We start from the raw sequence: 24,424 nt of genomic DNA, 5'->3' as shown, positions 1-24,424 counted from the left end.
GGTGCAGATCTCCATTAAGTGGTGTGGTGCTGTAGGTTAACAACTTATCAGACGTAATAGCGGCCAGGGCGATGGTTCATGGCAATGATCAGATTGAGGATCAGCGCGCCAACGATTGAAGCGGCCAGCATCGGCATGGAAACCACAAATAACGACGCCAGTACCACGCAGGTATCGACGCCCATTTGCAGCTTCCCGGCACGAATACCGTACCGATCCTGCAGCCATAACGCCAGAATATTGATGCCGCCGAGGCTGGCTTTATGGCGAAACAACACTATAAACCCAATTCCCATTATCACGTTACCGAACAGTGTGGCGTAAAAGGGATCCAACGCGGAAAAGTGGATGAAAAGCGGATGTAAATGGGTGAACAGCGACACCAGCCCGACCGCGCAGAAGGTTTTCAGGGTGAATGCCCAGCCCATGCGGCTTGCCGCCAGCCAGTAGAACGGCAGATTGATTACAAAGAAGGCCACGCCGAAAGAGGTGTGCGTCAGGTAACTGATCAGGAAGGCGATGCCCGCAGTACTGCCGGTTAACGCGCCAGCGGTTTTCAGCAGCGTAATGCCAAAGGAGACCAGCAGCGTACCAAACAGGATCGCCAGCGCATCTTCAACCAGGGTGTGGGGGACTTTTGTGGGGGAAACGACATTATCCATGGTGCTGATTCTCAGAGAAATAGTCTCTGGGTATAACAAAAATCGCACCAATCCGGCAGTAAAGACGACTGCCGGATGGTGCCAGCGAATTATCCCATTGAATACAAGGCGCTTTACTACTTATTTTCGTGCATGAAAGACGGGCTACTCCGTCAGATCACGCACTCGAATTCTTTTTCCTACACGCTTCACGCATCAACACCGCGTTTCATGCACTAACACGATCCACCCGCGCACTGTTTTGGTGCGCTCAGCCCTCAGGCGGGAGTCATCACGCCGTTCTCTTTCAAACGGGTTAACACCACGGACGTTTTGACATGAGATACGCTTTGGTGACCGGCAACCAGCTGGCTGATTAAGGCACTGAGCCCGGCCAAATCCTTCACCGCCACCTTCAGTAAATAGTCGGCATCGCCAGTGGTTTTATAGGCATCGACAATCGCTGACTGCTCGGCAACCATGCTGTGGAAGCTGTCAACGTAGTCTGAAGTATGGTTAATCAGGCGCACTTCAATCAGCCCAATCATGCCTAAACCAACGGCATCCGGCGACAGCCGCGCGTGGTATCCCAGAATCAAGCCCGCCTGCTCAAGGTTGATGCGGCGGCGTGAGCACTGTGAGGCAGAAAGCCCCACCAGATCGCTCAGTTCCTGATTGGTCAGACGACCATTAGTTTCAAGTAAAGTCAGTATCTTAAGGTCGAAATCATCTATCTGGGTCATTATCGATCCGGGCGGCTAATCAGGGACGCTACCCAGACAGATAACCGCATTCTTCGCCTGGTTGTCCAACACTATTTTCTGATGGATAGGCCAGGCGATGCACATTTCGTGCATGACGGGTTATTCGTCGTCGTATTGCGGGCCAGCGTAGTTATCAAAACGCGACCACTGACCGTTAAAGGTCAGGCGCACCGTGCCGATCGGGCCGTTACGCTGTTTACCCAGAATGATTTCCGCAATGCCTTTCTGATCGCTGTTTTCGTGGTAGACCTCATCACGGTAGATAAACATGATTAAGTCGGCATCCTGCTCGATGGAGCCTGATTCACGCAGGTCGGAGTTGACCGGGCGCTTATCGGCACGCTGCTCCAGCGAGCGGTTAAGCTGCGACAGCGCCACCACCGGCACCTGAAGCTCTTTCGCCAGCGCCTTAAGGGAACGGGAGATTTCGGCAATTTCTAACGTACGGTTGTCAGAAAGCGACGGCACGCGCATCAGCTGAAGGTAATCGATCATGATCATGCTCAGGCCGCCGTGTTCGCGGAAGATGCGGCGGGCACGGGAGCGGACTTCCGTCGGCGTCAGGCCCGAGGAGTCATCGATAAACATGTTCTTTTTCTCCAGCAGAATGCCCATGGTGCTGGAGATACGCGCCCAATCCTCATCATCGAGCTGGCCGGTACGGATACGGGTCTGATCGACGCGGGAAAGTGACGCCAGCATACGCATCATGATCTGTTCGCCGGGCATCTCCAGACTGAAAATCAGCACCGGTTTGTCCTGCAGCATCGCGGCGTTTTCACACAGGTTCATGGCGAAGGTGGTTTTACCCATCGCCGGACGTGCCGCGACGATAATCAGATCCGAACGCTGCAGACCGGCGGTCTTCTTATTCAGATCCTGATAGCCGGTATCCACGCCGGTCACACCATCGTGCGGCGTCTGATACAGCGATTCGATCCTGGCGATCGTCGCCTCAAGGATCTGATCGACACTCTTCGGGCCGGTATCTTTATTGGCACGGCTTTCGGCGATCTGGAACACGCGAGATTCCGCCAGATCGAGCAGATCTTCGCTGGTGCGTCCCTGCGGATCGTAACCCGCATCGGCAATTTCATTCGCCACCGAGATCATCTCACGCACCACCGCACGTTCGCGCACGATATCCGCATAGGCACCGATGTTCGCCGCACTTGGGGTGTTTTTCGACAGTTCGGCCAGATAGGCGAATCCGCCAACCAGATTCAGCTCATTTTTGGTTTCCAGCGATTCAGACAGGGTGATCAAATCGATGGGTTTGCCCAGTTCCAGCAGGCGCTGCATTTCGCTGAAGATCATCCGGTGCGGGCGGCTGAAGAAGTCCAGCGCGACCACGCGTTCGGAGACGTTATCCCAGCGTTCGTTATCCAGCATTAACCCGCCCAACACGGACTGTTCCGCTTCAAGAGAATGCGGCGGCAACTTCAGCCCTTCCATCTGCCGGTCGCGCGGTTCACGGTTTTCGTTGGATTTGTTGGTGGGTTTATTTCCTGCCATAGTGATGCAATACCGAAGAGTGTGGGGACGGGCAAGTATACCCGTTTGGGATGCTGTCGTCCTCCCTCAATACAGCGGAATCAACAGGAGTGAGCATGGCAAAACGTATACAAATCAGCCAGCATGGCGGACCGGAAGTGATGCAACTGATTGATGTCGCGATCCCTGAGCCAGCGGCCGGGGAAGTGGTGGTAGAGAATAAAGCGATCGGCATTAACTACATCGATACCTATATGCGCACCGGCCTGTATCCGGCGGCATTGCCTTCTGGCCTGGGCACGGAAGCGGCTGGCGTGGTCAAGAGCGTGGGTGACGGCGTGACGGCGGTTAAGCCGGGCGATCGCGTGGTGTATGCGCAGTCGGCGTTGGGTGCCTACAGCGAGTTCCATGCGGTGCATGTCGATAAGCTGGCGTTAATTCCGGACAACATCTCCTTTGAGCAGGCCGCCGCCTCGTTCCTGAAAGGGCTGACGGTTCACTATCTGCTGCGCCAGACCTATGTGGTACAACCGGGCGAGATTTTCCTGTTCCAGGCCGCGGCGGGCGGCGTCGGTCTGATTGCCTGCCAGTGGGCGAAAGCCTTGGGCGCACATCTGATCGGCACGGCGGGTTCGGCTGAGAAAGCGCAGCGTGCGAAAGAGGCCGGTGCCTGGGCGACCATTAACTACCGCGAAGAAGACATCGCCAAACGCGTCAGCGAGTTAACCGACGGCAAGAAGGTGCGGGTGGTTTACGATTCGGTCGGCAAAGATACCTGGGAAGCGTCGCTGGACTGTCTGCAACGGCGTGGATTGATGGTCAGCTTTGGTAACTCGTCCGGCCCGGTCAGCGGCGTGAATCTGGCAATCCTCAACCAGAAAGGCTCGTTATACGTCACCCGCCCTTCCCTGAATGGCTACGTCACCAACCGCGATGCGTTAACCAGCGCCAGCAATGAGCTGTTTTCGCTGATTGGCAGCGGAGCGATTAATGTCGATGTGCCGGAGCAGCAGAAGTTTGCCCTGAAGGATGCGCAGCAGGCGCACAAAACGCTGGAGAGTCGGGCTACGCAAGGCTCAAGCCTGCTGATCCCCTGATCGTCGGTTGCGGTAATTTTCCCGATCGCCAGATGCAAACAGGGCTTCCCGTAGGAAGCCCCTTTTTTCTTTTTTTTAGTTCGCGCTGGTTGTAGGGTCAGAGCGATGAATTCGTGTCAATTCAGTGAAAACATCCTGGCAGAATTCATAAGTAAATAATATGTTTAATTGCTGATTCGTCTATGCAATATGCCATCTTGTGATCCAGTGCGCATTCTTTACGGTAATTTACCGTCTAACACGTTGATATTACCGGGATAACCAACGGTCCAGTTTCGAGTTCGGTTTTTTATACGCGCGATAAATCCATACCGCCACCACCGCCAACGCCAGCCAAGGCAACAATTTTATAACAATCGCCAGCATGCCGCCAAAGAACATCACCACGGTAGCGACGACCAGCGCGGCGATAATGCCGAGCACGGAAATACCGGTCAGCAGCAGCATGACAAAGAAGCCAAGCACAAATAAGATTTCCATCAGGTTCGCTCCAGGGAAAAGATTCCTCAGAGACTATTACAAGAAGCGTGCCAGGATTGGGATTGGAATAAGTGATTGAATTGACTGAGATGGAATAAACAGCGGTGAAGTGCACCTGGTGAAATTGATGACTAATTGGTGAAGCGGTGACGATAATCGCACAGTTCAAACCGTCGCGGCTTGACCTGTGCGTTCATCCTGGTGCTGACGCTTAAACCGCGGCCGGGATTTTATCCGCCACCAGCGCCAACGCCTGCTCAACCGTTTCGATATTGGCTCCCGGCTTATGGGCATTCTCGCTCAGGTGACGTCGCCACTGGCGCGCGCCCGGAATGCCCTGGAACAGGCCCAACATATGGCGCGTGATGTGGCCAAGATAGGTGCCGTTCGCCAGTTCAGCCTCAATGTACGGGTACATTGCCCGCACAACGGCCACCGGATCCGGGGCGGGCAACTCGCTGCCAAACAGTTCGCGATCGACCTGCGCCAGCAGCCCAGGATTCTGATACGCCTCACGGCCCATCATCACGCCATCGACGTGCTGCAAATGCACTTTGGCTTCTGCCAGCGACTTGATGCCGCCATTGATCGACATCGTCAGATGCGGGAAATCACGCTTCAGCTGATAGACGCGTTCGTAATCCAGTGGCGGGATTTCGCGGTTCTCTTTCGGGCTCAGCCCCGACAGCCAGGCCTTGCGGGCATGAATGATAAAGCTGTCGCAACCGCCCTGCTCGGACACCTGACGGATAAACTCACAAAGGAATTCATAGCTGTCCTGCTCGTCGATGCCGATGCGGGTTTTCACCGTCACCGGGATCGACACCTGGTCGCGCATCGCTTTAATGCCATCGGCGACCAGCGCCGGTTCGCCCATCAGGCAGGCACCGAAGCGGCCGTTCTGCACACGATCCGACGGACAGCCGACGTTCAGATTGATTTCGTTGTAGCCTCGCGCTTCCGCCTGCTTTGCGCATTCGGCCAGCGCCGCAGCGTCATAGCCGCCCAGCTGCAGGGCAACAGGCTGTTCTGCCTGATTCCACGCCAGATAATCGCCTTTGCCGTGCACAATGGCACCGGTGGTAACCATCTCGGTGTACAGCAGGGAATGACGCGTTAACTGACGCAGGAAATAACGGCAATGACGGTCGGTCCAGTCAAGCATCGGGGCAACGGAAAAACGGTGTGCAGGTAAAATCTGGGTCATAAAGCGCGCAAACTCGGTGTGATTAACAAATGACGATAATGTGCGCAATGATAACACGCCTGTCGACGGAGACACACCTTCAGCACGCGGGCTAACGCATTATCGCGGGCATTGCCGTCGTTAACCGCTGCGACGGTGAGAGGAAATACAGGGCGGAAGAGGATCCCGCCCTGTTGTTAACCCTTCAGGCTGAGGCAGCCCGAAGCATCAGAAGGTGAAGTTCAGCTGGGCAACCGCACCCCAGGTTCTGTCGTCGCCTTTCATACCGGCCAGATCCAGATGCACCTTGCCAAACGGTGACAGGCCAAAACCGGCGGTGTAAACGTTGGTGTCGTTGGACTTCATATCGGCACGGTAACCGGCACGCAGCTGTAACCAGCTCAGCAGACGGTACTCGGCACCCACGCCCGCATACTGGCTTTCTTCCTGCGTTTTGAAGCCTTTGGTTGGCGTTACGTCAACGTCCAGCGCTGCGGTCAGTCGCTCAGTATGGAAAGACACGCCGGGCGTGACGATTGGGCTGATCTGGTAGGTATCTTTGTAGCCGTTCACTTCTTTGGTATCGATATCGCGCGAAATAAGGTTCTGCGCGCTCAGACCCAGCGTCCAGTTGTCGCCAATATCGGTGGCGGCACCGGCATCAAGGTTGAAGCCACTGTTGGTGTTTTTGTAACGACCGTTGGTGAAATCTGATTTGTCGTAGTTATAAACCGAGGCGCTGTAGTTATACAGGTAGGTTTTCTGCAGCTTTGGCGTGACGCCAAAGGAAACCGGATGGCCTGCGATATTGAACTCGTGCGCAACCGCCACACCGTAATCATAAACAATCGCGCCACGGCCAAGGCCAGCCGACGTCAGCTTGTTCTGATCGCCCGGGAAGGGGATTCGGGTGCCATTTGCGACTTCATCCAGGTAATCGATATCGCTTTGGGTGACATCTGCCGTAACGTGCGCGGTGCCGTAGGCCTTGGTCACGAAAGCGAATGGCAGCGTTTCATTGGGAATGGTTACCGCAAACGCTGCGCCCGCCGTGCCGTGGGCCTGATTCCCCTTGATACCCTGCAGCTGACTGGATAAGTCACCGGCCGCTGACTGCACTTTTGCAAAATCGGCAAAGCTGGTGATGCTTTTGGCTATGTCCTGATAACGGTCGACGCTGTCAGTCAGGTCATCAACTTTATCCACCAGATTGTTTTTATCCGTCACCTGCAGACCGGCCGCCGGAAGGATCACGCTGACCGTGTCATCCGGTTTTGCTTTGGTCATCAACGCGGGGTTAGCCAGCACTGCCGTGCCGTAAGTAGAGGAAGCCACACCCGTCCCACCCATGGCGTCATTGCGGGCATCGTAATAGTTGCCAGCGGCTAACGCGCTAAGGGGGGCCAGAAACACTATGGGAAAAACTGCAGGACGGGAAAAACTGTTCAACTTACGGATTAATTTCGCCATTTTACCTAGAACCCACCGTGACAAAGAGGAAAACGCCTGTTCAGGCGTGAAGATTTCTGCTGCCTGAATAATGGACACAAAGGCAACATTTCATTGCTGTGAAGTAAGTAACAATGGTGGGGCTTATCTGCTCATTGGCTGTTTGTTTATCTGTTATCAGGCTAATCAATAAGCATTTTGATCCCGTCATTTAAGGCCAGGATCGCTGTAACACCCAGTAAAAAGGTAGTCAGTAACGTTACAGCCTGCAAATTACATTAATAGAGTTTTATAGAAATTTTATGGCACGGTTTGAAACGCTTAAACCAATCAGCATCGCTAACTGTTTTCCCTTGAGGGAAATACCACTCATTTTAAGAGTTTTTTCAGTCTGTTAAACGGCAACAGCCGGCGGATTGACGCGTTAAGGCGGGATTCGGCGATTTTCGGTGGACGTGATAACATAACAAACTGATCTGACCTGAGGGGAAAGTTATGAACGTAAGCAGTCCTGAAAAAATCCTGTCGCAGGCTGAAGCCCTGTGCCAGCAACGCAACGTCAGACTGACGCCTCAGCGTATGGAAGTATTGCGGCTGATGAGCCAGCACCATGGGGCGATCAGCGCCTATGACCTGCTGGATCTGCTGCGGGCAAGCGAGCCTCAGGCGAAGCCGCCAACGGTTTATCGCGCGCTGGATTTTCTGCTTGAACAGGGATTTGTGCACCGCGTTGAGTCCACCAACAGCTACGTGGTCTGCCATCATTTTGAACAGCCTTCTCACACTTCTGCGATGCTGATTTGCGATCGCTGCGGGTCAGTTGCAGAGCAACAGGCTGAAGGGGTGGAAAACATTTTGAAAATGCTGGCCCTGACCTCGGGATTCGCACTGGCTAACAGTGTTATTGAAGCTCATGGGTTGTGCCGGGGTTGTGTGGAAGTTGAAGCCTGTACGCATCAGGATGCATGCCAGCACGATCATACTGTCACCAGCAAGAAGCGTGGCAAGTAGAGCGTTATCGCAGGGTAAGTTCTGAAGTAAAGAAGGGGGAGTGCTGGGGGATTAAGTGGCACTGTCCTTGTGCCGGGGTAGGAGCATCGTCCTGAAACTAAATCTTGTCAGAGATTTTGCTGCCAATCAGAAACGGTGGTTATTGTGGGTTTCCCACTCACCGAGTTCCTTCTCTGCTTGCTCTTTGCCATATCCGTAGCGTTCCTGAATCTTGCCTACAAGCTGATCGCGTTTACCTTCGACGACGGTCAGGTCGTCATCAGTCAGCTTGCCCCATTTTTCTTTAAATTTACCTTTCAACTGTTTCCAGTTACCGCTGGCTTCGTCTTTGTTCATCTTATAACTCCTCAACCTTAGGTTCACAGCTTTAGGGATTTCGTCTTTGCAGACCACACAGCAGCAACATAAAACGCTGCTTAACTGCTTAACGTACAGATAATTGTAGTAGATGATGGCGAGTTTGCCCGTAATGGCGAAAGATAAAGCCACATTTTTAGCTAAAAGTGACAACGAAAAGTGAAAAAAGGCAGGGAGATCAGCAGATAACGAAGCGGCAGGCGGGTGTAACGAATTATTTCAGCCCGCAAACCAGCTGTTGTGGCGCCAGTGCCTGCGCCAGATGAGCCACAACGTCAGCCCACGCAGCAGCAGGAACACGGTAACGGCCAGCCACAGACCATGGTTGCCTAACGCCGGCACGGTGAACAGCGTTGCGCCGTAGCCCAGTGCCGCAATCAGCATGCCGTTGCGCATTTCACTGGCGCGCGTGGCACCAATAAACATGCCATCCAGCAGATAACACCAGACACCGCAGACCGGCAGGACAATCTGCCAGAACAGATAGTTGTCAGCCTGCTGCTGCAGTTCGGGGATTGAGGTCAGTAAGGCAACAATATGCGTTCCGGCCAGGCCATAAAAAATTGAAAAGGCCAGCGCCACCAGGCCTGCCTGGCGACAGGCCGCGTGCCAAATCAGCAGCAACCTTTTTGCGTCCTTTGCCCCATAGGCTTCGCCGGAGCAGGCTTCTACCGCATAGGCAAAGCCGTCCAGCGCGTAAGCGGTGAAGGTCAGGAACATCAACAATACGGCGTTGACGGCGACGACCTCACTGCCCAGCCGCGCACCCAATATCGTCAGCGAAACAAAGCACAGTTGCAGCAGTAAAGAGCGCAACATAATGTCCCGATTCAGCCGCAGCAGCCGGCCGAAATTGCCCTGCCAGGCGGTTTTCAGCATCGGCAGCGAAATGCCCCGCAGCTTCAGCACCCGCCAGACCATCACCAGCCCAATCGCCAGCGTGACGTATTCTGCAATCGCCGTGGCCGCCGCCGCACCCTGCACGCCCCAGCCCAGCCCCATCACGAACCACAGATCCAGCACGATGTTGACCAGGTTTCCGACAACCAGCAGGATCACCGGCGCACGGGCATACTGTACGCCCAGCAGCCAGCCCAGTAATACCAGGTTGGCCAGCGTCGCAGGTGCACTTAACCAGCGGATATTCATAAACAGGGCGGCCTGATGCAGCACGGCAGGATCGCCACCCACGACAGAGAGCGCCAGGTGGTTAAGCGGGGATTTCAGCAGAATAAACAGCAGGCCAGCCGCCAGGGCAATCAGTAGCGGCTGCATCAGTGCGCGGGCCAGCGCCGGTTTATCACCCGCACCAAAGGCCTGCGCGGTTAATCCGGTGGTGCTCATCCGCAGGAACAGCAGCAGCATAAACAGGAAGCTGGTCGCGGTAGTGCCCACGGCAACGCCGCCGAGGTAGGAAGGACTGTCAAGGTGACCAATGACCGCGGTATCCACCAGGCCCAGTAAGGGCACGGAGATATTCGACAGGATCATTGGCAGCGCCAGCCGCCAGAGTTGGTTATCTGAGGGAGAAAATAATCGCATGGTCATCCACTGTGCGACTGGCTTAAAAGCATCACGGAAGCTGAATATGCCAGTCAATAAGGCATACAGCTTACCAAAAGAGAAACGCGCCGCAAAAGCAGCGCGTTAAGGTCAGGCGTTTACAGCCAGTTGCCGTTGCGGATTACGCCGACGGCCAGACCTTCAATCGACAGGGTCTGCAAGCGCAGATCGACCACGATCGGTTGGAATTCGCCGTTTTCAGGCAGCAGATGCACGATATTGCCCTGCTTCTTGAGGCGCTTTACCGTCACCTCGTCGTCAATGCGCGCAACCACGACCTGGCCGTTACGCACATCCTGAGTCTTATGCACAGCCAACAGATCGCCGTCCATAATCCCGATATCTTTCATCGACATGCCGCTAACACGCAGCAGGAAGTCGGCGCCCGGCTTGAACAGTTCAGGATCCCCCTTGTAGTGGCCTTCAATGTGCTCTTCCGCCAGCAAAGGTTCACCTGCGGCGACACGGCCAATCAGCGGCAACCCTTCCTCTTCTTCCATCATCAGACGGATACCGCGAGACGCGCCGGAAACAATCTCGATCACGCCTTTACGTGCCAGCGCTTTGAGATGCTCTTCAGCCGCATTCGGGGAACGGAAACCGAGCTGTGCAGCGATTTCTGCCCGCGTCGGTGGCATGCCGGTCTGGTTAATGTGGTCGCGTATCAGGTCATAAACCTGCTGCTGCCTTGCAGTTAGTGCTTTCATCCCGCCCCCTGGTTGTTTATACAGTCAGCTGTGAGTATATACAGGTATTTGTGCGTTGAAAACCTAAAGATGTGGAAAAAACAGCAGTTTGTCAGATTATGGAAAGCGCGCCGCAATCAGGGAATTAGCAGCATTACCCAGACGAAAACAGCGAGTAGTATCGTCAGCAACACGGCAGCGGAGCCCATATCTTTGGCGCGACCCGATAAAGGATGCATCTCGCTGCCAATGCGGTCGACCACCGCTTCCAGCGCGCTGTTAAGGATTTCAACAATGATCACCAACATCACGGACCCAATCAGCAGCACCCGGGTGACGGCGTCCACATCCAGCCAGCACGCCACAATCACCGCGACAATGCCGGCCACCGCTTCCTGGCGAAAAGCCGCTTCGTTTTGCCAGGCGGCGCGTATTCCTTTCCAGGAATAACCGGCGGCATTAATGATACGAGTCAATCCGGTGACGTTATTTGCCATAATCAGGGAACCCTTTGAGATGTTTAACGTCAATGTCTGGGTGGCGCACATTTTGCAACACCACAGATCTCACTGGCGCTTTCTGGTATGCTTGCGGCGCTTTGCTAACAAGAGGCTTCATGGTATCTATGTCAGGTTGGCGTAACTTATATTATAACTTATTGAATTTACCAGTAAAATTCCTGGTAAAAAGTAAAGCGATTCCCGCCGAGCCGGTTTCCGAGCTGGCGCTGGATACATCGCGCCCTATTATGTATGTGCTGCCTTATGATTCAAAGGCCGATCTGCTGGCGTTGCGTGAGCAATGCCGTAAACAGGATCTGCCCGATCCTTTAGATCCGCTGGAAATCGACGGTACGGTTTTGCCACGTCATGTGTTTATCCATGACGGCCCACGCGTATTCCCCTATTTCGTGCCTAACGTTGAATCGGTAAAACTGTTCCACGAATACCTCGATTTGCACCGCAGCAACCCGCTGCTGGACGTGCAGATGGTGCCGGTATCCGTGATGTTTGGCCGTGCACCAGGCCGCGAAGTGCAGGGCGACGATCAGCCTCATCTGCGCGTGTTGAACGGCATCCAAAAATTCTTTGCCGTGCTGTGGTTAGGCCGTGACAGCTTTGTCCGCTTCTCACCGATGGTTTCCCTGCGCCGCATGGCAACGGAACACGGCACCGACAAAATCATTGCGCAGAAGCTGGCGCGCGTGGCACGCATGCACTTTGCCCGTCAGCGCCTGGCGGCCATTGGCCCGCGTTTGCCGGTGCGTCAGGACCTGTTTAATAAACTGCTGCAGTCCAAAGCCATCGCTAAAGCGGTGGAAGACGAAGCGCGCAGCAAGAAAATCTCCCATGAAAAAGCCCAGCAGAACGCCGTTGAGCTGATGGAAGAGATCGCCGCCGACTTCTCTTATGAAGCCATCCGTCTGACGGACCGCATCATGGGCTGGACGTGGAGCAAGCTATATCAGGGCATCAACGTCAACGGCGGCGAGCGCGTGCGTCAGCTGGCGCAAGACGGCCACGAGATCGTCTACGTGCCCTGCCACCGTAGTCATATGGACTACCTGCTGCTCTCTTATGTGCTGTATCACCAGGGTCTGGTGCCACCGCACATTGCCGCCGGTATCAACTTGAACTTCTGGCCTGCGGGCCCGATTTTCCGCCGTCTGGGCGCATTCTTTATCCGCCGAACCTTCAAGGGTAACAAGCTCTACTCAACGGTATTCCGTGAATATCTCGGCGAGCTGTTCACCCGGGGTTACTCGGTAGAATACTTTGTCGAAGGCGGTCGTTCCCGTACCGGTCGTCTGCTTGACCCGAAAACCGGCACGCTGTCGATGACAATTCAGGCGATGCTGCGCGGCGGTAACCGCCCTATCACACTGGTGCCGATCTATATCGGTTATGAGCACGTGATGGAAGTGGGAACCTACGCCAAAGAGTTACGTGGTGCGACGAAAGAAAAAGAAGGGTTTATGCAGATGGTGCGCGGACTGCGCAAGCTGCGTAACCTCGGCCAGGGGTATGTGAACTTCGGGGAGCCGCTGCCGCTGGTGACCTACCTGAACAAGCATGTGCCTGAGTGGCGTGATGCCATCGACCCCATTGAAGCCCAGCGTCCAGCCTGGCTGACGCCTGCGGTGAATGACATCGCGCAGCGCGTGATGGTGCGTATCAACAACGCCGGTGCGGCCAATGCCATGAACCTGTGCGTTACCGCCCTGCTCGCATCGCGCCAGCGCTCGCTGACCCGTGAACAGTTGACCGAGCAGCTGGCGTGCTACGTTCAGTTGCTGCGTAACGTGCCGTATTCGCCGGACTCGACCGTGCCGGATATGACGCCAGAAGCACTGCTGAACCATGCGTTAAGCATGAACAAGTTCGATATTGAGCAGGATAACATTGGCGAAATCATCGTACTGCCGCGCGAGCAGGCCGTGCTGATGACCTACTATCGCAACAACGTTCACCATATGCTGGTGATGCCGTCGCTGATCGCGGTGATCCTGTCGCATTACCGCGAACTGAGCCGGGCCGAACTGCTGCGTCAGATCAGCGTGATTTACCCGATGCTGAAGAGCGAGCTGTTCCTGCACTGGAATAAAGAAGATCTGCCTGCCGTGCTGGATTCGCTGGTGAGCGAGATGGCGCGTCAGGGCCTGCTGACGGCCGATGACCAGACGCTGCGTCTGAGCCCGGCACGCTTCCCAACGCTGCAACTGCTGGCGGCGGGTGTGCGTGAAACGCTGCAGCGTTATGCCATCACCTTCTCTATCCTCAGCGCGAATCCGTCGATCAACCGCGGTACGCTGGAAAAAGAGAGCCGGACCATGGCTCAGCGCCTGTCGGTACTGCACGGTATCAACTCGCCGGAGTTCTTCGACAAAGCGGTGTTCTCTTCACTGGTGCTGACCCTGCGTGATGAAGGTTATATCAGTGATACCGGCGATGCGCAGGTAGAACAGACGCACAGGGTCTATCAGATGCTGGCTGACCTGATCACTCAGGAAGTGCGAATGACGATTGAAAGTGCGGGACCGCACGAGTAAGCGTCAGGGCATAAAAAAAGGGTCGATGAGCAATCATCGACCCTTTTTTATTGGCATCACTCAGAGCCAGCCAGAGAATGGCGCCGTGCTGAGGGCAATCCCCAGGAACAACACCAAACCAACGTAGTTGTTGTTCAGGAAAGCCTGGAAACAGGGATCGCGTTCGCGGGCTGAGATCAGCTTCTGCTGATGCACGAACAGCGCGCCAGCCACCAGAATGGACCAGTAGAATGCGCCGCCCAGCTGCATGCGCCAGCCAATCACCGCCATCAATACCAGCGTCGCCAGCTGCAACAAACCCACGATCAGCTTATCGAAACGTCCAAACAGAATGGCGGTGGATTTGACGCCAATCTTCAGGTCATCATCGCGATCGACCATCGCATACAGCGTGTCATAAGCCACCGTCCAGCAGATATTCGCGGCGAACAGCAGCCAGCAGGTCAGCGGCACGGTTTCACTGACCGCCGCCCAACCCATCGGGATAGCCCAGCCAAACGCCGCGCCCAGCACCACCTGCGGCAGATGGGTGTAGCGCTTCATAAAGGGATAGACCCACGCCAGCGCCAGCCCACCAAACGACAGCCAGATGGTCATCGCGTTCATGGTCAGAACCAGACAGAACGACACCAGCACCAGTCCGGCAAACAGCAGCTTGGCCTCTTTTGAGGTCACCGCGCCGCTCGGCAATGGTCGCGACTGGGTGCGCTTTACATGACCATCGATCTTACGGTCGGCAAAGTCGTTGACCACGCAGCCCGCGGCACGCATGAAAAAGACCCCCAGCACAAAGACGATCAGGATATTCAACGGCGGGATCTGCATTCCCGCCAGCCACAGCGCCCAGAAGGTCGGCCACATCAGCAGCAGCGAACCAATCGGCTTATCAATACGCATCAGGCGGCTGTAGGCCCGGAATTTACTCATTGGCAGACTTCTCTCCACGTTACTCATCTCCGGTACCGGTTAGCGAGGCATACAGCGGCGCAGGCGGTAAAAATAGCTCGGTCAGCAATAACGGCTTGCCGGAAAGGCGCAGCAAAGAGCGACGTCCCCACAGCTCGCCACTCTTGCCCGGCTCGATAAAATCCCGCGTCAGCGTGGAAGAGGCAAACAGGTAACGGCCCAGCGGGCGCGTGCCAAGCTGCTGCAACATCTGCTCAGGCCCGTTCAGGGGGGATTCCGGTACGATGGTCCGCCCGGCAAGCCAGGGTTCGCCATCGCCGCACAGCAGAATTTCACGCAGCCAGTAGCGGGACTCATGCGGCAGCAACGCCACGTCGTCACCGACCTCTTCTGCGGTAATAAAACCTTCCTGCACCACTTTTACCGTCACTTGCTGGCAGTGGCGCTCAAAACGTTGGGTCATGGAGTCTTCTTCCATCAACCAGTCCAGCAGCGGGGCTGAAAGCAAGGGTGATGAAGCTGGCAGCCAGTCGAGGGCGCGCAATTGCACCAGCGCGTTATCAGCCATTCGGCTTCTCCGGGCAAAAATTTTGGTGCCACAGTGTAACGCAGAGGCTGGGAGAGAACACAGATTGCTGGAGGAAATAGTGCGGATTTCAGGTCGGTAAAGGAAGAGGTTGGCGCGCCTGGGACGGCGCGCCGACATGTTATTCGCGTTTCAGCCGGTTACTGTTTGCCAGCCACAGCGTGACCACCAGGATCAGAATGGCAATGGAGTAGGCCAGCGTATCCACCGGGTTTTTGTGATCGACAATGATCAACCGGATGATCGCCGTGATACCGATATAGACAAAATAGCGCAGCGGGAAGTGATAACCCGACTGGAAGTATTTGACTATTAAGGCAATAAACTCGAAGTAAAGGAAGTAAATCACTATGCCATCGATCAACAGATAAGAAGACGTCTGTTCGCCGGTGTTCAGCAACACGTTGGCCAGATGGAAGGTCTCCTTGCCAAGAAAGATCGCCAGAATAGCGGCCAGGACGATCAGCCCTATATTCAGCACCATCTGTAACAACCAGGCAATACGCGTCGCGGTAATCATGCAAAAACCCTCAAAAGTCACTGTTATCCGTCAGGATAATCCTGACAGTGACAATATGCTTTAGTGTGAGCGGGTTCACAAGTTTTGCTTGATGCCGGAGAGATAAGCGGGCGACACCGCCGCCCACAGGCGGAGGCGGTGTCGCGGCTATTTTTAGCGGAAATCGATATCGCGGTCGGTGGTCATATCATACAGCTGGTACTTACGGCCCAGCATCTGACCGCCATCACGCGTCAGCGGCGTCCAGTTAACCTGTGCACGGCCACGGGTTGGTGAGGCGGTGAACAGATCCATCGGAATTGAGATATAGAAGCCTTTGGTGAAGTCGCCTTCGCCATACTCTTCGGCCGACACGTTAGTTTTGGTGGCATAAGCGCCAACGATCACGCCGCTGTCGAACTGGCGGGAGACATCAATCGTCGCCCCTTTATCTTCTGCCAGATACTGACCTACGCTCGCCTTCACCAACACCTGGTTGTTGAAGAACGACGGACGCCAGTAAGCCGTCAGGTTACCGACCTTCGCGTTGTAGTCGGTAAACTGCATCATGTTGTCCCAGTCACGCTGCTTCACGTAGTTGGCATCAACACCAAACGCCCAGTCAGAATCCAGCGGACGGTACAGCACTTCGCCACCCACACCGCCGTACATGGTTTCCAGATAACCGCCGTAAACCTGGCCGTAGAAACCATTGCCCAGCGCATGCATGTAGTTCGCTTGCAGGTTGTTAACGTAGACGTTGTTTTCAACATAGTCGCGAATATGGGTACGCACGCGCGGCAATGAGGAATCGCTCGGCGCACCGTTATAGTTGAACTTGTCGTAGTTATTCGCCAGGTTGCCAAACACGCTGCCATCAATCAACAGGTGCTTCGTCAGCCAGTAGTTACCGTTCGCCATCACGCCAACCTGATACAGGTAGAAGCTTTCCGGTCCACCCACAGACTGATTCAGTACCGGTGCCAGGCTGTAGTTAAAGTCATCGGCATCGATGTAATAACCCTGCTCGGTATGACCCGGATCGACCGGCTCCACGCGTTTCTGATCCAGCGGCTGCTCTTTGCCCAGCGGATAGCCTTCAAGCTGCTGACGCAGGCTGGCGACGTTAGTTTCCGTGGTCACCTGCGGCATACGGCTGCGGTTTTCGGTCACTTTCAGCGTATCAATGTTGGCTGGCAGGTTGTTCATCAGGATCACGTTGGCACGATCGACGCCTTCCTGGGTATTGCGGTACTTGCTCTGCTGGCCAGTGGCATACATGGTATTGCCCTGTACCTGAATGTTTGGCGCATCCAGACCGGCATTGTATTTCAGGTCGGTCAGCTGGCCAGCAACGGTGGTCTGCTCAAGGAATTCGCCCTGCGGACGCGGCTGATAGGCCGGTTTCGCCGAATCGATCGAGGCGGTATGCAGATCGTTGAAGTTAGTACGCAGCGTAAAGCCAGCCATAAAGGTATTGCCGCGCTCATAGCTGACGTTCACATCCGCCCAGTCGGTAATACGATAAATGGCGCCGACGTTAACTTTGCTTTTCTGCTCAATCTTGCCGGCAAAGTCGTCCTGGTAATCATTCCCTTCGTATTCTGCTTTCAGGCGCAGCGGCTGCCATGGCGTCTGGTATTCCACCCCACCAAAGAACGCGGCCGGGCCTTTGAACATGTCTTTGCCGTTAACCGAACCGGCGGTGCCGTTGCTGCCAGAGCGATAGCAATAGCTGCTGTCGGCTTCACAGAATGGGTTCTTCACCGTGCCGCTGTTGCCGAGGTAGCCGAAGCCCAGTCCGAGGGTGAAATCAAACGGTCCCCACGCCTTAGTGCCGACCAGGTATTCACTGTCGAACAGGCCGGTACCGCCAAGGTCACGCGCCCCGACCGAGACTTCAGGTAGCCAGTAGCCTTCCTGCCAGAGACGGGCTTTCAAATCGAAGGCTTTGTCTTTGTAGGTTTGGGTGCCACTGAAGCTCTCAACCGCACTGTACTCGCGCGTTTTCACGTCGGTATAGCGGATGGTCGCTTCCAGCCACGGGAACAACTGCACCGAGGAGGAGTAGAAACGGTACTGATCGTTATAGCGGTAGTTCAGGCTGAATTCGCCGTCTTTCGCCATACGCGCAGTGGGAACCTGTAACAGACCGACGCCGCCAAAATCTGACTGCGAAGGCCCTACCGGATCGGGATACGTCGCTGCCTGAACCTGGCAGGCACAGGCAACGGAAACAGCTATCAGGCTGAGAAGATAGGTTTTTTTCATCAGTCAGGGATCCGGTGCGTCAGAACAGAAACAATCTGCTGGTTGAGGTCTTCATCGTCGCCAGGCAACGTCCATGAGGAAAAGCCACGGTACACAATGCTGCCCACTTCAGGCTCCACGTGGCGGCGATTCCAGTAGGCGACAGGAACGTCACTCACTTCGCCATTCGGCGCAATCAGCACCACGAAGTTACGTTCGCCCCCGGACAAACGGTCATGATCCTGCAAATACTCCACCACGCTGCGGCCCGGTGCCCACGGGGTTTTACCGCTGTTGGCCAGCACGCCAGCCAGCGTAATGCTGGTCGGTTTTAGCAGCGTATAAACGCTGTAATCCCCTTCCAGACGGCGATTCTGTGCCGGACGCATCCGCACCCAGTCCGGATCGAGATTGGCCAGTTGACGGCCAGTGACTTTCACTGCCGACACCTGCTGCCAGACGTTATCGACCACTGCAGCCTGTTCGCTATCGCCATCGGCGTGAAGTTGATTGCTCCAGGCTTTCAGCCGCGCCAGCACCTGCTGCTGCTGCTGAATCGCCGCCGCGGTGGCCAGTTTTTCGGCAATCACCGTTCCCGGCCACCAGGTTTTATCCATCAATGCCGGGCTGCTGACCAACTGCGCCAGGTTCTGTGCATGGCTGACAATCGAGGTCTGCGTCTGGCCAGGGGAATAGACCGTCACCTGGCTTTCTGCAGACACGTTGAGCGAAACGCAGGCTGAAATTCCTGCGAGAAGGAGGGTTATTTTTTTCATGATTTCGCAGGCTTCAGGATGGTGGTTTCGAGAGGGAAATAGTCGCCCCCCAGCGTTTGCTGTGACTGGCGAACCTGGCCGGAAGTGGTATCAATCCAGAAGGTGTTAGTCCAGGATTTTCCCTCGGCAGGCAGCTCAACCTCTTCCTGCCAGACGCGGCAGGCGACGGTGTTACCGCCAAGCGTCAGCACCTGATCTTTCAGGCGGCTGAAGCGTGAGGTCGCCGTTGCCGAGCGGAATTTACCGGCTTCCGTCCAGCTCAGCGTGCGGGTCCAGCTTGCGCCTTCGGTCAACGACAGCGGGGCGGTCAGCGGATCCTGTTGCAGGTTGTTCACCTCCAGCAGGTTGTCGCTTAACCCGAGGGTTTTCACCACGCGGCCATGCTGAGTCACCACCATCGACTGGTCGCGGGTGATCCATTTTTGTTGACCGTTTTCATCGAAGCCCAGCACCACGAAGATCTGCTGCCCGTTATTCACGCGCAGGTACATGCTGGCATAAGGCAAACTTTCTATTTGCTCATCAGAAACCTGAACATCGTCCGGCCCGAGCAGAGCGAGTTTTACCGTCTCTCCCAGCCCTTTTTGTGTTTGTGTACAGGCCTGGAGAAGCAGGCATAAAAGCAGCAGTGGTAGGTAGCGCACCTGTGTGTGTCCCTGAACAAAGTCTGACAATGTCAAAAAATAACCACACGAGCGTGTGGTTATGAGTAATTTACCGCACTTAACGCGTGGTACTGGTCGTGGTCGTGGTGGTGGTGCCGGTATTAGAACCGTTTCCGCCACTCGATGCTGCCAGAGCAACACCAACCAGTGCGCCAAGCGCACCAATACCCACCGCAGTGGTGGTTCCTGCGGAAAGGGTTCCCGCTGAGGCACCCGCCGCGGCGCCAGCTTCTTCAGGCGCAGCGAACGCGGCTGAAGCACTTGCTAAGTACACTATGGCTGCAGCAGCACATAAGACTTTTTTCATAACATTTCCCTTCATTAAATGAATGGATACTTCACCTGAAGGGTTTCAGGCGCGTTCAGTATAAGGCAATAAATGACCAGAATTGAGGGGGGTCGCCTTCGATTCAGCGGGCGATTTCTGATGTCTAAAATAAGCACGTTTCGGCTGCTCAAGGCAACATTTGACTAATTAATTCAATATATTGGAATTTATGACTGATTTAACCCTGCTTGTTAGTACCATTCGCTGACAATAGCCTTTAGCATGGCGAATTCACTGGGAAAAGCGCCTCGGGCCGCTTTTAATGAACTAAAGGATTTATTTTCAATAAGTTAACAGGCGTTAAGGGCAGTTAAGTAGCCTAATGGGCGCTATGGCTTTAGGATTTATCTTGGCGGGATTCGGACAATAATGGGTGATTTTAAGAATATCCTCAGCCTCATAACGCTGACTTTATTCATCTTTGGGGGTATTTCAGCACGAGCAGCCGCCTGATTTCCGCGCTAAGCGGTGGCATGCTGGGATCGCGCAGAAAACAGGGTGATGTCAACCAGGTCCAAAAGTAGCTAAAGGCGGTCCTGATGCCGGACGGGATAGCTGAAAAAACAAAGGGCTGGCGCATTGGCACCAGCCCCTTTATGCAGGACGGTTAACGGCTAGACGCCGCTTAGCCGCGCCAGTTTTTATAACGGTTAATCAGCCCGTTAGTTGAACTGTCGTGGCTGCTGACCTGCTCGCTACCCGACAATTCTGGCAGGATACGGTTCGCCAGCTGTTTGCCAAGCTCAACGCCCCACTGATCGAAGGTGAAGATGTTGAGAATCGCGCCCTGAGTGAAGATTTTGTGTTCGTACAGCGCAATCAACGCACCCAGGCTGAACGGCGTGATATCACGCAGCAGGATGGAGTTGGTTGGGCGGTTACCTTCAAACACTTTGAACGGCACGATGTGCTCGACCGACTGCGCATCTTTACCTGCGTCGGTGAACTCTTTCTCGACCACATCGCGTGACTTACCAAACGCCAGCGCTTCAGTCTGTGCAAAGAAGTTCGACAGCAGCTTGGCATGGTGATCGCCCAGCTTGTTGTGGGTGATGGCAGGGGCGATAAAGTCGCAAGGAACCAGCTTGGTGCCCTGGTGGATCAGCTGATAGAACGCGTGCTGACCGTTGGTGCCCGGTTCGCCCCAGATGATTGGGCCGGTTTCATAAGAGACCGGTGCGCCGTTACGGTCAACGTTCTTGCCGTTTGACTCCATGTTGCCCTGCTGGAAATAGGCAGAGAAACGGTGCATATACTGGTCATACGGCAGGATCGCTTCGGTTTCAGCACCGAAGAAGTTGTTATACCAGATGCCGATCAGCGCCAGGATCACCGGCAGGTTCTGCTCTGCGGGTGTGGTAGAGAAGTGTTTGTCCATGGCGTGTGCGCCACTGAGCAGCTTCTCAAAGTTGTCGAAACCGACCGACAGAATGATCGACAGGCCAATCGCCGACCACAGTGAATAACGTCCGCCAACCCAGTCCCAGAATTCGAACATGTTGTCGGTATCAATCCCGAACTCACCGACCGCTTTACCGTTGGTTGAGAGCGCAGCAAAGTGCTTCGCGACGTGCTGCTCATCGCCAGCGGTTTTCAGGAACCAGTCACGCGCGCTGTGGGCGTTGGTCATGGTTTCCTGGGTGGTGAAGGTTTTTGACGCCACCAGGAACAGGGTGGTTTCAGGATCCAGATCCTTCACGGTTTCCGCGATATGCGTGCCATCAACGTTGGACACAAAGTGCATATTCAGGTGATTCTTGTACGGGCGCAGCGCCTCGGTGACCATAAATGGCCCCAGGTCAGACCCGCCGATACCAATGTTCACCACGTCGGTGATGGGCTTGCCGGTGTAGCCTTTCCAGTCGCCGCTGATGATGCGTTCAGAGAAGGATTTCATCTTCTCCAGCACCGCGTTCACTTCCGGCATCACGTCTTTACCGTCGACCACGATCGGCGTGTTGCTGCGGTTGCGCAGCGCAACATGCAGCACGGCACGATCTTCAGTGCGGTTGATTTTTTCGCCGGAGAACATCGACTTAATTGCGCCCTGCAGATCGGTCTCTTTAGCAAGAGCCTGCAGTTTTGCGAGGGTGTCACTGGTGATGCGGTTTTTGGAGTAGTCCACCAGCATCAGATCGTCGAAGGTGGCAGAGAAGGTCGCAAAGCGATTGCTGTCTTTCGCAAACAACTCTGAGATCTGAACGTCTTTCATCTCTTCAAAATGCTGCTGCAGCGCCTGCCAGGCAGCAGTTTGTGTCGGATTGATATTTTTCATAACAACACACTCTTTTTATTTAAGAACCGTAAATCAGACCGGACGCCATGTTACCCGAGGTGCCGTTTCGGCTTCCCTCTTCCTGCAACAGGTTGCAACTATCATAAAGGCAGGATTTTCCCACCTTTTTGTCCGGGGCTATTTATAATTCAGTCGGCGGTCAGCTTGTCCGCTCAGCGTTTCAGTATGACTATTCTTGCTGTCGAAAGGAAAAATTTTATGGAGTTATCCGCCCCACTGCTGTTGGTTATCATGGGATTAAGTTCGCTGGTAGCCCAGTGGCTGGCCTGGTTGCTACGGCTGCCCGCCATTTTGCCCCTGCTCGTTTTCGGCATTGTCCTGGGGCCGTTGTGCCATGTTTTGCAGCCGGATGCGCTGTTTGGCACCCTGCTGTTCCCCTTTGTCTCACTTTCTGTCGCCATCATTTTGTTCGAAGGTGCGTTAACGCTTCGCTTCGATGAAATTCGCGGGTTGGGCAACGTGGTCCGCAATCTGGTTACCGTCGGCATGTTAATCACCTTCCTGGTGATCAGCGTCGCCTGCTGGGCGTTGCTGGATTTCCCGCCCGAGCTGGCGGCGTTAGTCGGTTCCGTCACCGTGGTGACCGGCCCAACGGTGATCGCGCCGTTGATGCGCGTAGTTCGGCCAAATAAAGCCATTAACCAGGTTTTACGCTGGGAAGGCATCGTCATCGATCCGGTCGGCGCTATCTTCACGCTTCTGGTGTTTGAATTCATTGTGCTGCGTCAGAAAGCTGAATCGTTAACGCACTTGTTCTGGACCTTAGGCCAGACCGCTGCGGTGGGCCTGATTGCCGGCGTGGTATTTGGCTGGCTGCTGGGCGTGGCCCTGAAGCGGGTCTGGCTGCCGGGCTATCTGCAGAACTTCGCGGTGCTGGCGGTGATGCTGACCGCGTTTGGCCTGTCGAACGCGCTGGCGGATGAATCGGGGCTGCTGACGGTCACGGTGATGGGGATTTGGCTGGCTAATATGCGCGACGTCGATCTGACCGAGATCATCGCCTTCAAGGAAGAGTTATCCGCGCTGCTGATTTCCGGGCTGTTTATCATTCTGGCGGCGCGACTGGATTTGATGGCGCTGCTGTCGATGGGCTGGCCGTTAGTGGCGGTGCTGCTGATTGTGCAGTTTGTTGCCCGTCCGCTCTGTATTGCCGTCTCGACCTGGGGATCGTCACTGCCGATGCGGGACAGGCTGATGCTGAGCTGGATTTCGCCACGCGGGATTGTGGCGGCGGCGGTCAGCTCGCTGTTTGCACTGACGCTGGAAAAAACCGGCTTTGCTGGCGCAGACAAGCTGGTGACCGTGGTGTTCGCGGTGATTATCGGCACCGTGGTGCTGCAAAGCCTGACCAGCTCCCTGCTGGCGAGAATGCTTAAGGTGCAGCAGCGTGAACCGCGCGGCGTGCTGATTATTGGCGCCAACAGCGTGGCCAGAACCCTGGCGGCGGCGCTGAAGAAACTGGATATTCCGGTGCTGGTGACCGACAGCAGCTGGGAATACTATCGCCTCGCCCGCATGGAGGGGATCCCGGCCTACTATGGTAATGCCTGGTCGGAACATGCGGAGAACTTCCTCGATCTCAGCGAAACCTCGCAGGTTCTGGCGCTGTCGCCCAACCGCCACCAGAATGCGCTGGCGGTGTACCACTTCAGCCATCTGTTTGGCGAGAAAAAGGTCGCCGCGGTCCGCTCCGGTGCGGCACTGCGTGCGAAACGTGACAGCGAAAGCCCGCGCTTCCGCCGCCATGAAGTGCTGTTCGGTCATGAGCAGACCTATGCCCGCCTGAGCAGCCTGCTGTCACAGGGCGCGATCATCAAAGCAACCCGACTGAACGAGAATTTCGGCTGGCTGGAATACCTTGAGAAAAACCAGGGCGTGATCCCGTTGTTTGTGCAAAATGAGGCCGGCATTCTGAGTCCAGTGCAGGGTGAAGAGACGCCCGCGCTGCCCTGTACCCTGATTGCGCTGGTGCAAAATGAAAATTCCTCAGACGGCAGAGATTGACAGCAGCGCCATAAACCGATATTTCTAGTCCGCTTGTTGCGCATCTGATGCGCAAGCCAGAAGAGGCGCGTCGCCCAGGCAGTGTGTTGGAGGAACCGAATCCGCAGAAAACACATCATGGGGTGCGACGCCGAGGTACTCTCCCCGCGGAAGGGAGCGTATCGACCGCAGGGGCTGAATCCTCTGGGTTGTCACCAGCATCGTTCGTAAACCGGGCGATCAATATTTACCGTTTTGGCGCAGTTACAGGCGACGTCAGACCCGGTAGGTATACAAGGTGGGGCGCTTCTGGGTGATTCGTAGTTCATCCCTTTTCTACGTCTGCCCCGTTTCTGCT

Annotated in this window: 22 protein-coding genes and 1 riboswitch; of the genes, 4 read left to right on the top strand and 18 right to left on the bottom strand. The window is 55.3% G+C overall.

Annotation, left to right across the window (positions count from 1 at the left end; all coding sequences use genetic code 11):
- Positions 1–47: 47 nt before the first annotated feature.
- From E2F51_RS08880 to dnaB, 3 genes are all read right to left on the bottom strand, one after another.
- Positions 48–662 (bottom strand): YitT family protein, encoded by a 615-nt coding sequence (locus E2F51_RS08880; RefSeq protein ID WP_013200356.1) that lies wholly within the window; start codon positions 660–662, stop codon positions 48–50.
- A 257-nt stretch (positions 663–919) separates the two neighbouring features.
- Positions 920–1,384 carry an Lrp/AsnC family transcriptional regulator gene (locus E2F51_RS08875; RefSeq protein ID WP_013200355.1) on the bottom strand — a complete coding sequence of 155 codons (465 nt, stop codon included), beginning with the start codon at positions 1,382–1,384 and terminating at the stop codon, positions 920–922.
- Between the two features lie 120 nt (positions 1,385–1,504).
- A complete protein-coding gene (dnaB, locus tag E2F51_RS08870) occupies positions 1,505–2,920 on the bottom strand; it encodes a replicative DNA helicase (protein WP_013200354.1) in 1,416 nt (471 codons plus the stop codon).
- A gap of 95 nt (positions 2,921–3,015) precedes the next feature.
- On the opposite strand from dnaB, the gene E2F51_RS08865 reads away from it, so the two are divergent.
- The gene (locus tag E2F51_RS08865) at positions 3,016–3,996 is read left to right on the top strand and encodes a quinone oxidoreductase (RefSeq protein ID WP_134823234.1); all 981 of its coding nucleotides are present in this window, start codon (positions 3,016–3,018) and stop codon (positions 3,994–3,996) included.
- A gap of 249 nt (positions 3,997–4,245) precedes the next feature.
- Here the strand turns inward: E2F51_RS08865 and pspG are convergent, their stop codons facing one another.
- The 3 genes from pspG to E2F51_RS08850 form a co-directional block, all read right to left on the bottom strand.
- A complete protein-coding gene (gene pspG, locus E2F51_RS08860; protein ID WP_013200352.1) occupies positions 4,246–4,476 on the bottom strand; it encodes an envelope stress response protein PspG in 231 nt (76 codons plus the stop codon).
- Positions 4,477–4,687: 211 nt separating this feature from the next.
- Positions 4,688–5,683 carry a tRNA dihydrouridine(20/20a) synthase DusA gene (gene dusA / locus E2F51_RS08855; protein WP_013200351.1) on the bottom strand — a complete coding sequence of 332 codons (996 nt, stop codon included), beginning with the start codon at positions 5,681–5,683 and terminating at the stop codon, positions 4,688–4,690.
- Between the two features lie 207 nt (positions 5,684–5,890).
- Entirely contained in the window at positions 5,891–7,132 is a 1,242-nt protein-coding gene (locus tag E2F51_RS08850; RefSeq protein WP_134823233.1) for a conjugal transfer protein TraF, read from the bottom strand.
- A gap of 474 nt (positions 7,133–7,606) precedes the next feature.
- Here E2F51_RS08850 and zur point away from each other — a divergent pair, with 474 nt between their 5' ends.
- A complete protein-coding gene (zur, locus tag E2F51_RS08845; RefSeq protein WP_134823232.1) occupies positions 7,607–8,122 on the top strand; it encodes a zinc uptake transcriptional repressor Zur in 516 nt (171 codons plus the stop codon).
- A gap of 126 nt (positions 8,123–8,248) precedes the next feature.
- Here the strand turns inward: zur and E2F51_RS08840 are convergent, their stop codons facing one another.
- The 4 genes from E2F51_RS08840 to E2F51_RS08825 form a co-directional block, all read right to left on the bottom strand.
- Positions 8,249–8,458, bottom strand: coding sequence for a CsbD family protein (locus E2F51_RS08840; protein ID WP_013200348.1), 210 nt, complete (start codon positions 8,456–8,458; stop codon positions 8,249–8,251).
- 240 nt (positions 8,459–8,698) lie between these two features.
- Positions 8,699–10,021, bottom strand: coding sequence for an MATE family efflux transporter DinF (gene dinF, locus E2F51_RS08835; RefSeq protein ID WP_134823231.1), 1,323 nt, complete (start codon positions 10,019–10,021; stop codon positions 8,699–8,701).
- A 119-nt stretch (positions 10,022–10,140) separates the two neighbouring features.
- Entirely contained in the window at positions 10,141–10,749 is a 609-nt protein-coding gene (gene lexA, locus E2F51_RS08830) for a transcriptional repressor LexA (RefSeq protein WP_134823230.1), read from the bottom strand.
- 116 nt (positions 10,750–10,865) lie between these two features.
- The gene (locus E2F51_RS08825) at positions 10,866–11,225 is read right to left on the bottom strand and encodes a diacylglycerol kinase (RefSeq protein WP_013200345.1); all 360 of its coding nucleotides are present in this window, start codon (positions 11,223–11,225) and stop codon (positions 10,866–10,868) included.
- 128 nt (positions 11,226–11,353) lie between these two features.
- Between E2F51_RS08825 and plsB the strand changes: the two genes are divergently transcribed.
- Positions 11,354–13,777, top strand: a complete 2,424-nt coding sequence (plsB, locus tag E2F51_RS08820; protein ID WP_013200344.1) for a glycerol-3-phosphate 1-O-acyltransferase PlsB — start codon at positions 11,354–11,356, stop codon at positions 13,775–13,777.
- 60 nt (positions 13,778–13,837) lie between these two features.
- Here plsB and ubiA read toward each other — a convergent pair whose 3' ends face one another.
- From ubiA to pgi, 8 genes are all read right to left on the bottom strand, one after another.
- Positions 13,838–14,722, bottom strand: coding sequence for a 4-hydroxybenzoate octaprenyltransferase (gene ubiA, locus E2F51_RS08815; protein WP_041692188.1), 885 nt, complete (start codon positions 14,720–14,722; stop codon positions 13,838–13,840).
- A gap of 1 nt (position 14,723) precedes the next feature.
- Positions 14,724–15,251 (bottom strand): chorismate lyase, encoded by a 528-nt coding sequence (gene ubiC, locus E2F51_RS08810; RefSeq protein ID WP_134823229.1) that lies wholly within the window; start codon positions 15,249–15,251, stop codon positions 14,724–14,726.
- A 139-nt stretch (positions 15,252–15,390) separates the two neighbouring features.
- The gene (gene psiE / locus E2F51_RS08805; protein WP_013200341.1) at positions 15,391–15,789 is read right to left on the bottom strand and encodes a phosphate-starvation-inducible protein PsiE; all 399 of its coding nucleotides are present in this window, start codon (positions 15,787–15,789) and stop codon (positions 15,391–15,393) included.
- A gap of 153 nt (positions 15,790–15,942) precedes the next feature.
- The gene (locus E2F51_RS08800) at positions 15,943–18,039 is read right to left on the bottom strand and encodes a YjbH domain-containing protein (protein WP_134823228.1); all 2,097 of its coding nucleotides are present in this window, start codon (positions 18,037–18,039) and stop codon (positions 15,943–15,945) included.
- The gene (locus E2F51_RS08795; RefSeq protein WP_134823227.1) at positions 18,039–18,794 is read right to left on the bottom strand and encodes a capsule biosynthesis GfcC D2 domain-containing protein; all 756 of its coding nucleotides are present in this window, start codon (positions 18,792–18,794) and stop codon (positions 18,039–18,041) included. The genes E2F51_RS08800 and E2F51_RS08795 overlap by 1 nt, the downstream gene beginning before the upstream one ends.
- Positions 18,791–19,438 carry a YjbF family lipoprotein gene (locus E2F51_RS08790; protein WP_013200338.1) on the bottom strand — a complete coding sequence of 216 codons (648 nt, stop codon included), beginning with the start codon at positions 19,436–19,438 and terminating at the stop codon, positions 18,791–18,793. The genes E2F51_RS08795 and E2F51_RS08790 overlap by 4 nt, the downstream gene beginning before the upstream one ends.
- Positions 19,439–19,517: 79 nt before the next feature.
- Positions 19,518–19,766 carry an exopolysaccharide production protein YjbE gene (gene yjbE, locus E2F51_RS08785; protein ID WP_041691859.1) on the bottom strand — a complete coding sequence of 83 codons (249 nt, stop codon included), beginning with the start codon at positions 19,764–19,766 and terminating at the stop codon, positions 19,518–19,520.
- Between the two features lie 646 nt (positions 19,767–20,412).
- Complete coding sequence (gene pgi, locus E2F51_RS08780; protein WP_134823226.1) at positions 20,413–22,062, bottom strand: glucose-6-phosphate isomerase; 1,650 nt, start codon at positions 22,060–22,062, stop codon at positions 20,413–20,415.
- A 219-nt stretch (positions 22,063–22,281) separates the two neighbouring features.
- Between pgi and E2F51_RS08775 the strand changes: the two genes are divergently transcribed.
- Entirely contained in the window at positions 22,282–24,087 is a 1,806-nt protein-coding gene (locus tag E2F51_RS08775) for a sodium:proton antiporter (RefSeq protein ID WP_134823225.1), read from the top strand.
- A 52-nt stretch (positions 24,088–24,139) separates the two neighbouring features.
- A riboswitch (Lysine riboswitch) is annotated at positions 24,140–24,383 on the top strand.
- The last annotated feature ends 41 nt before the right edge of the window (positions 24,384–24,424 follow it).

Source organism: Erwinia sp. QL-Z3, assembly GCF_004551645.1.
Classification (GTDB): Bacteria; Pseudomonadota; Gammaproteobacteria; order Enterobacterales; family Enterobacteriaceae; genus Erwinia; species Erwinia billingiae.
Note: the sequence above shows the minus strand (reverse complement) of the source record. Positions and strands in the feature narration are given on the sequence as shown.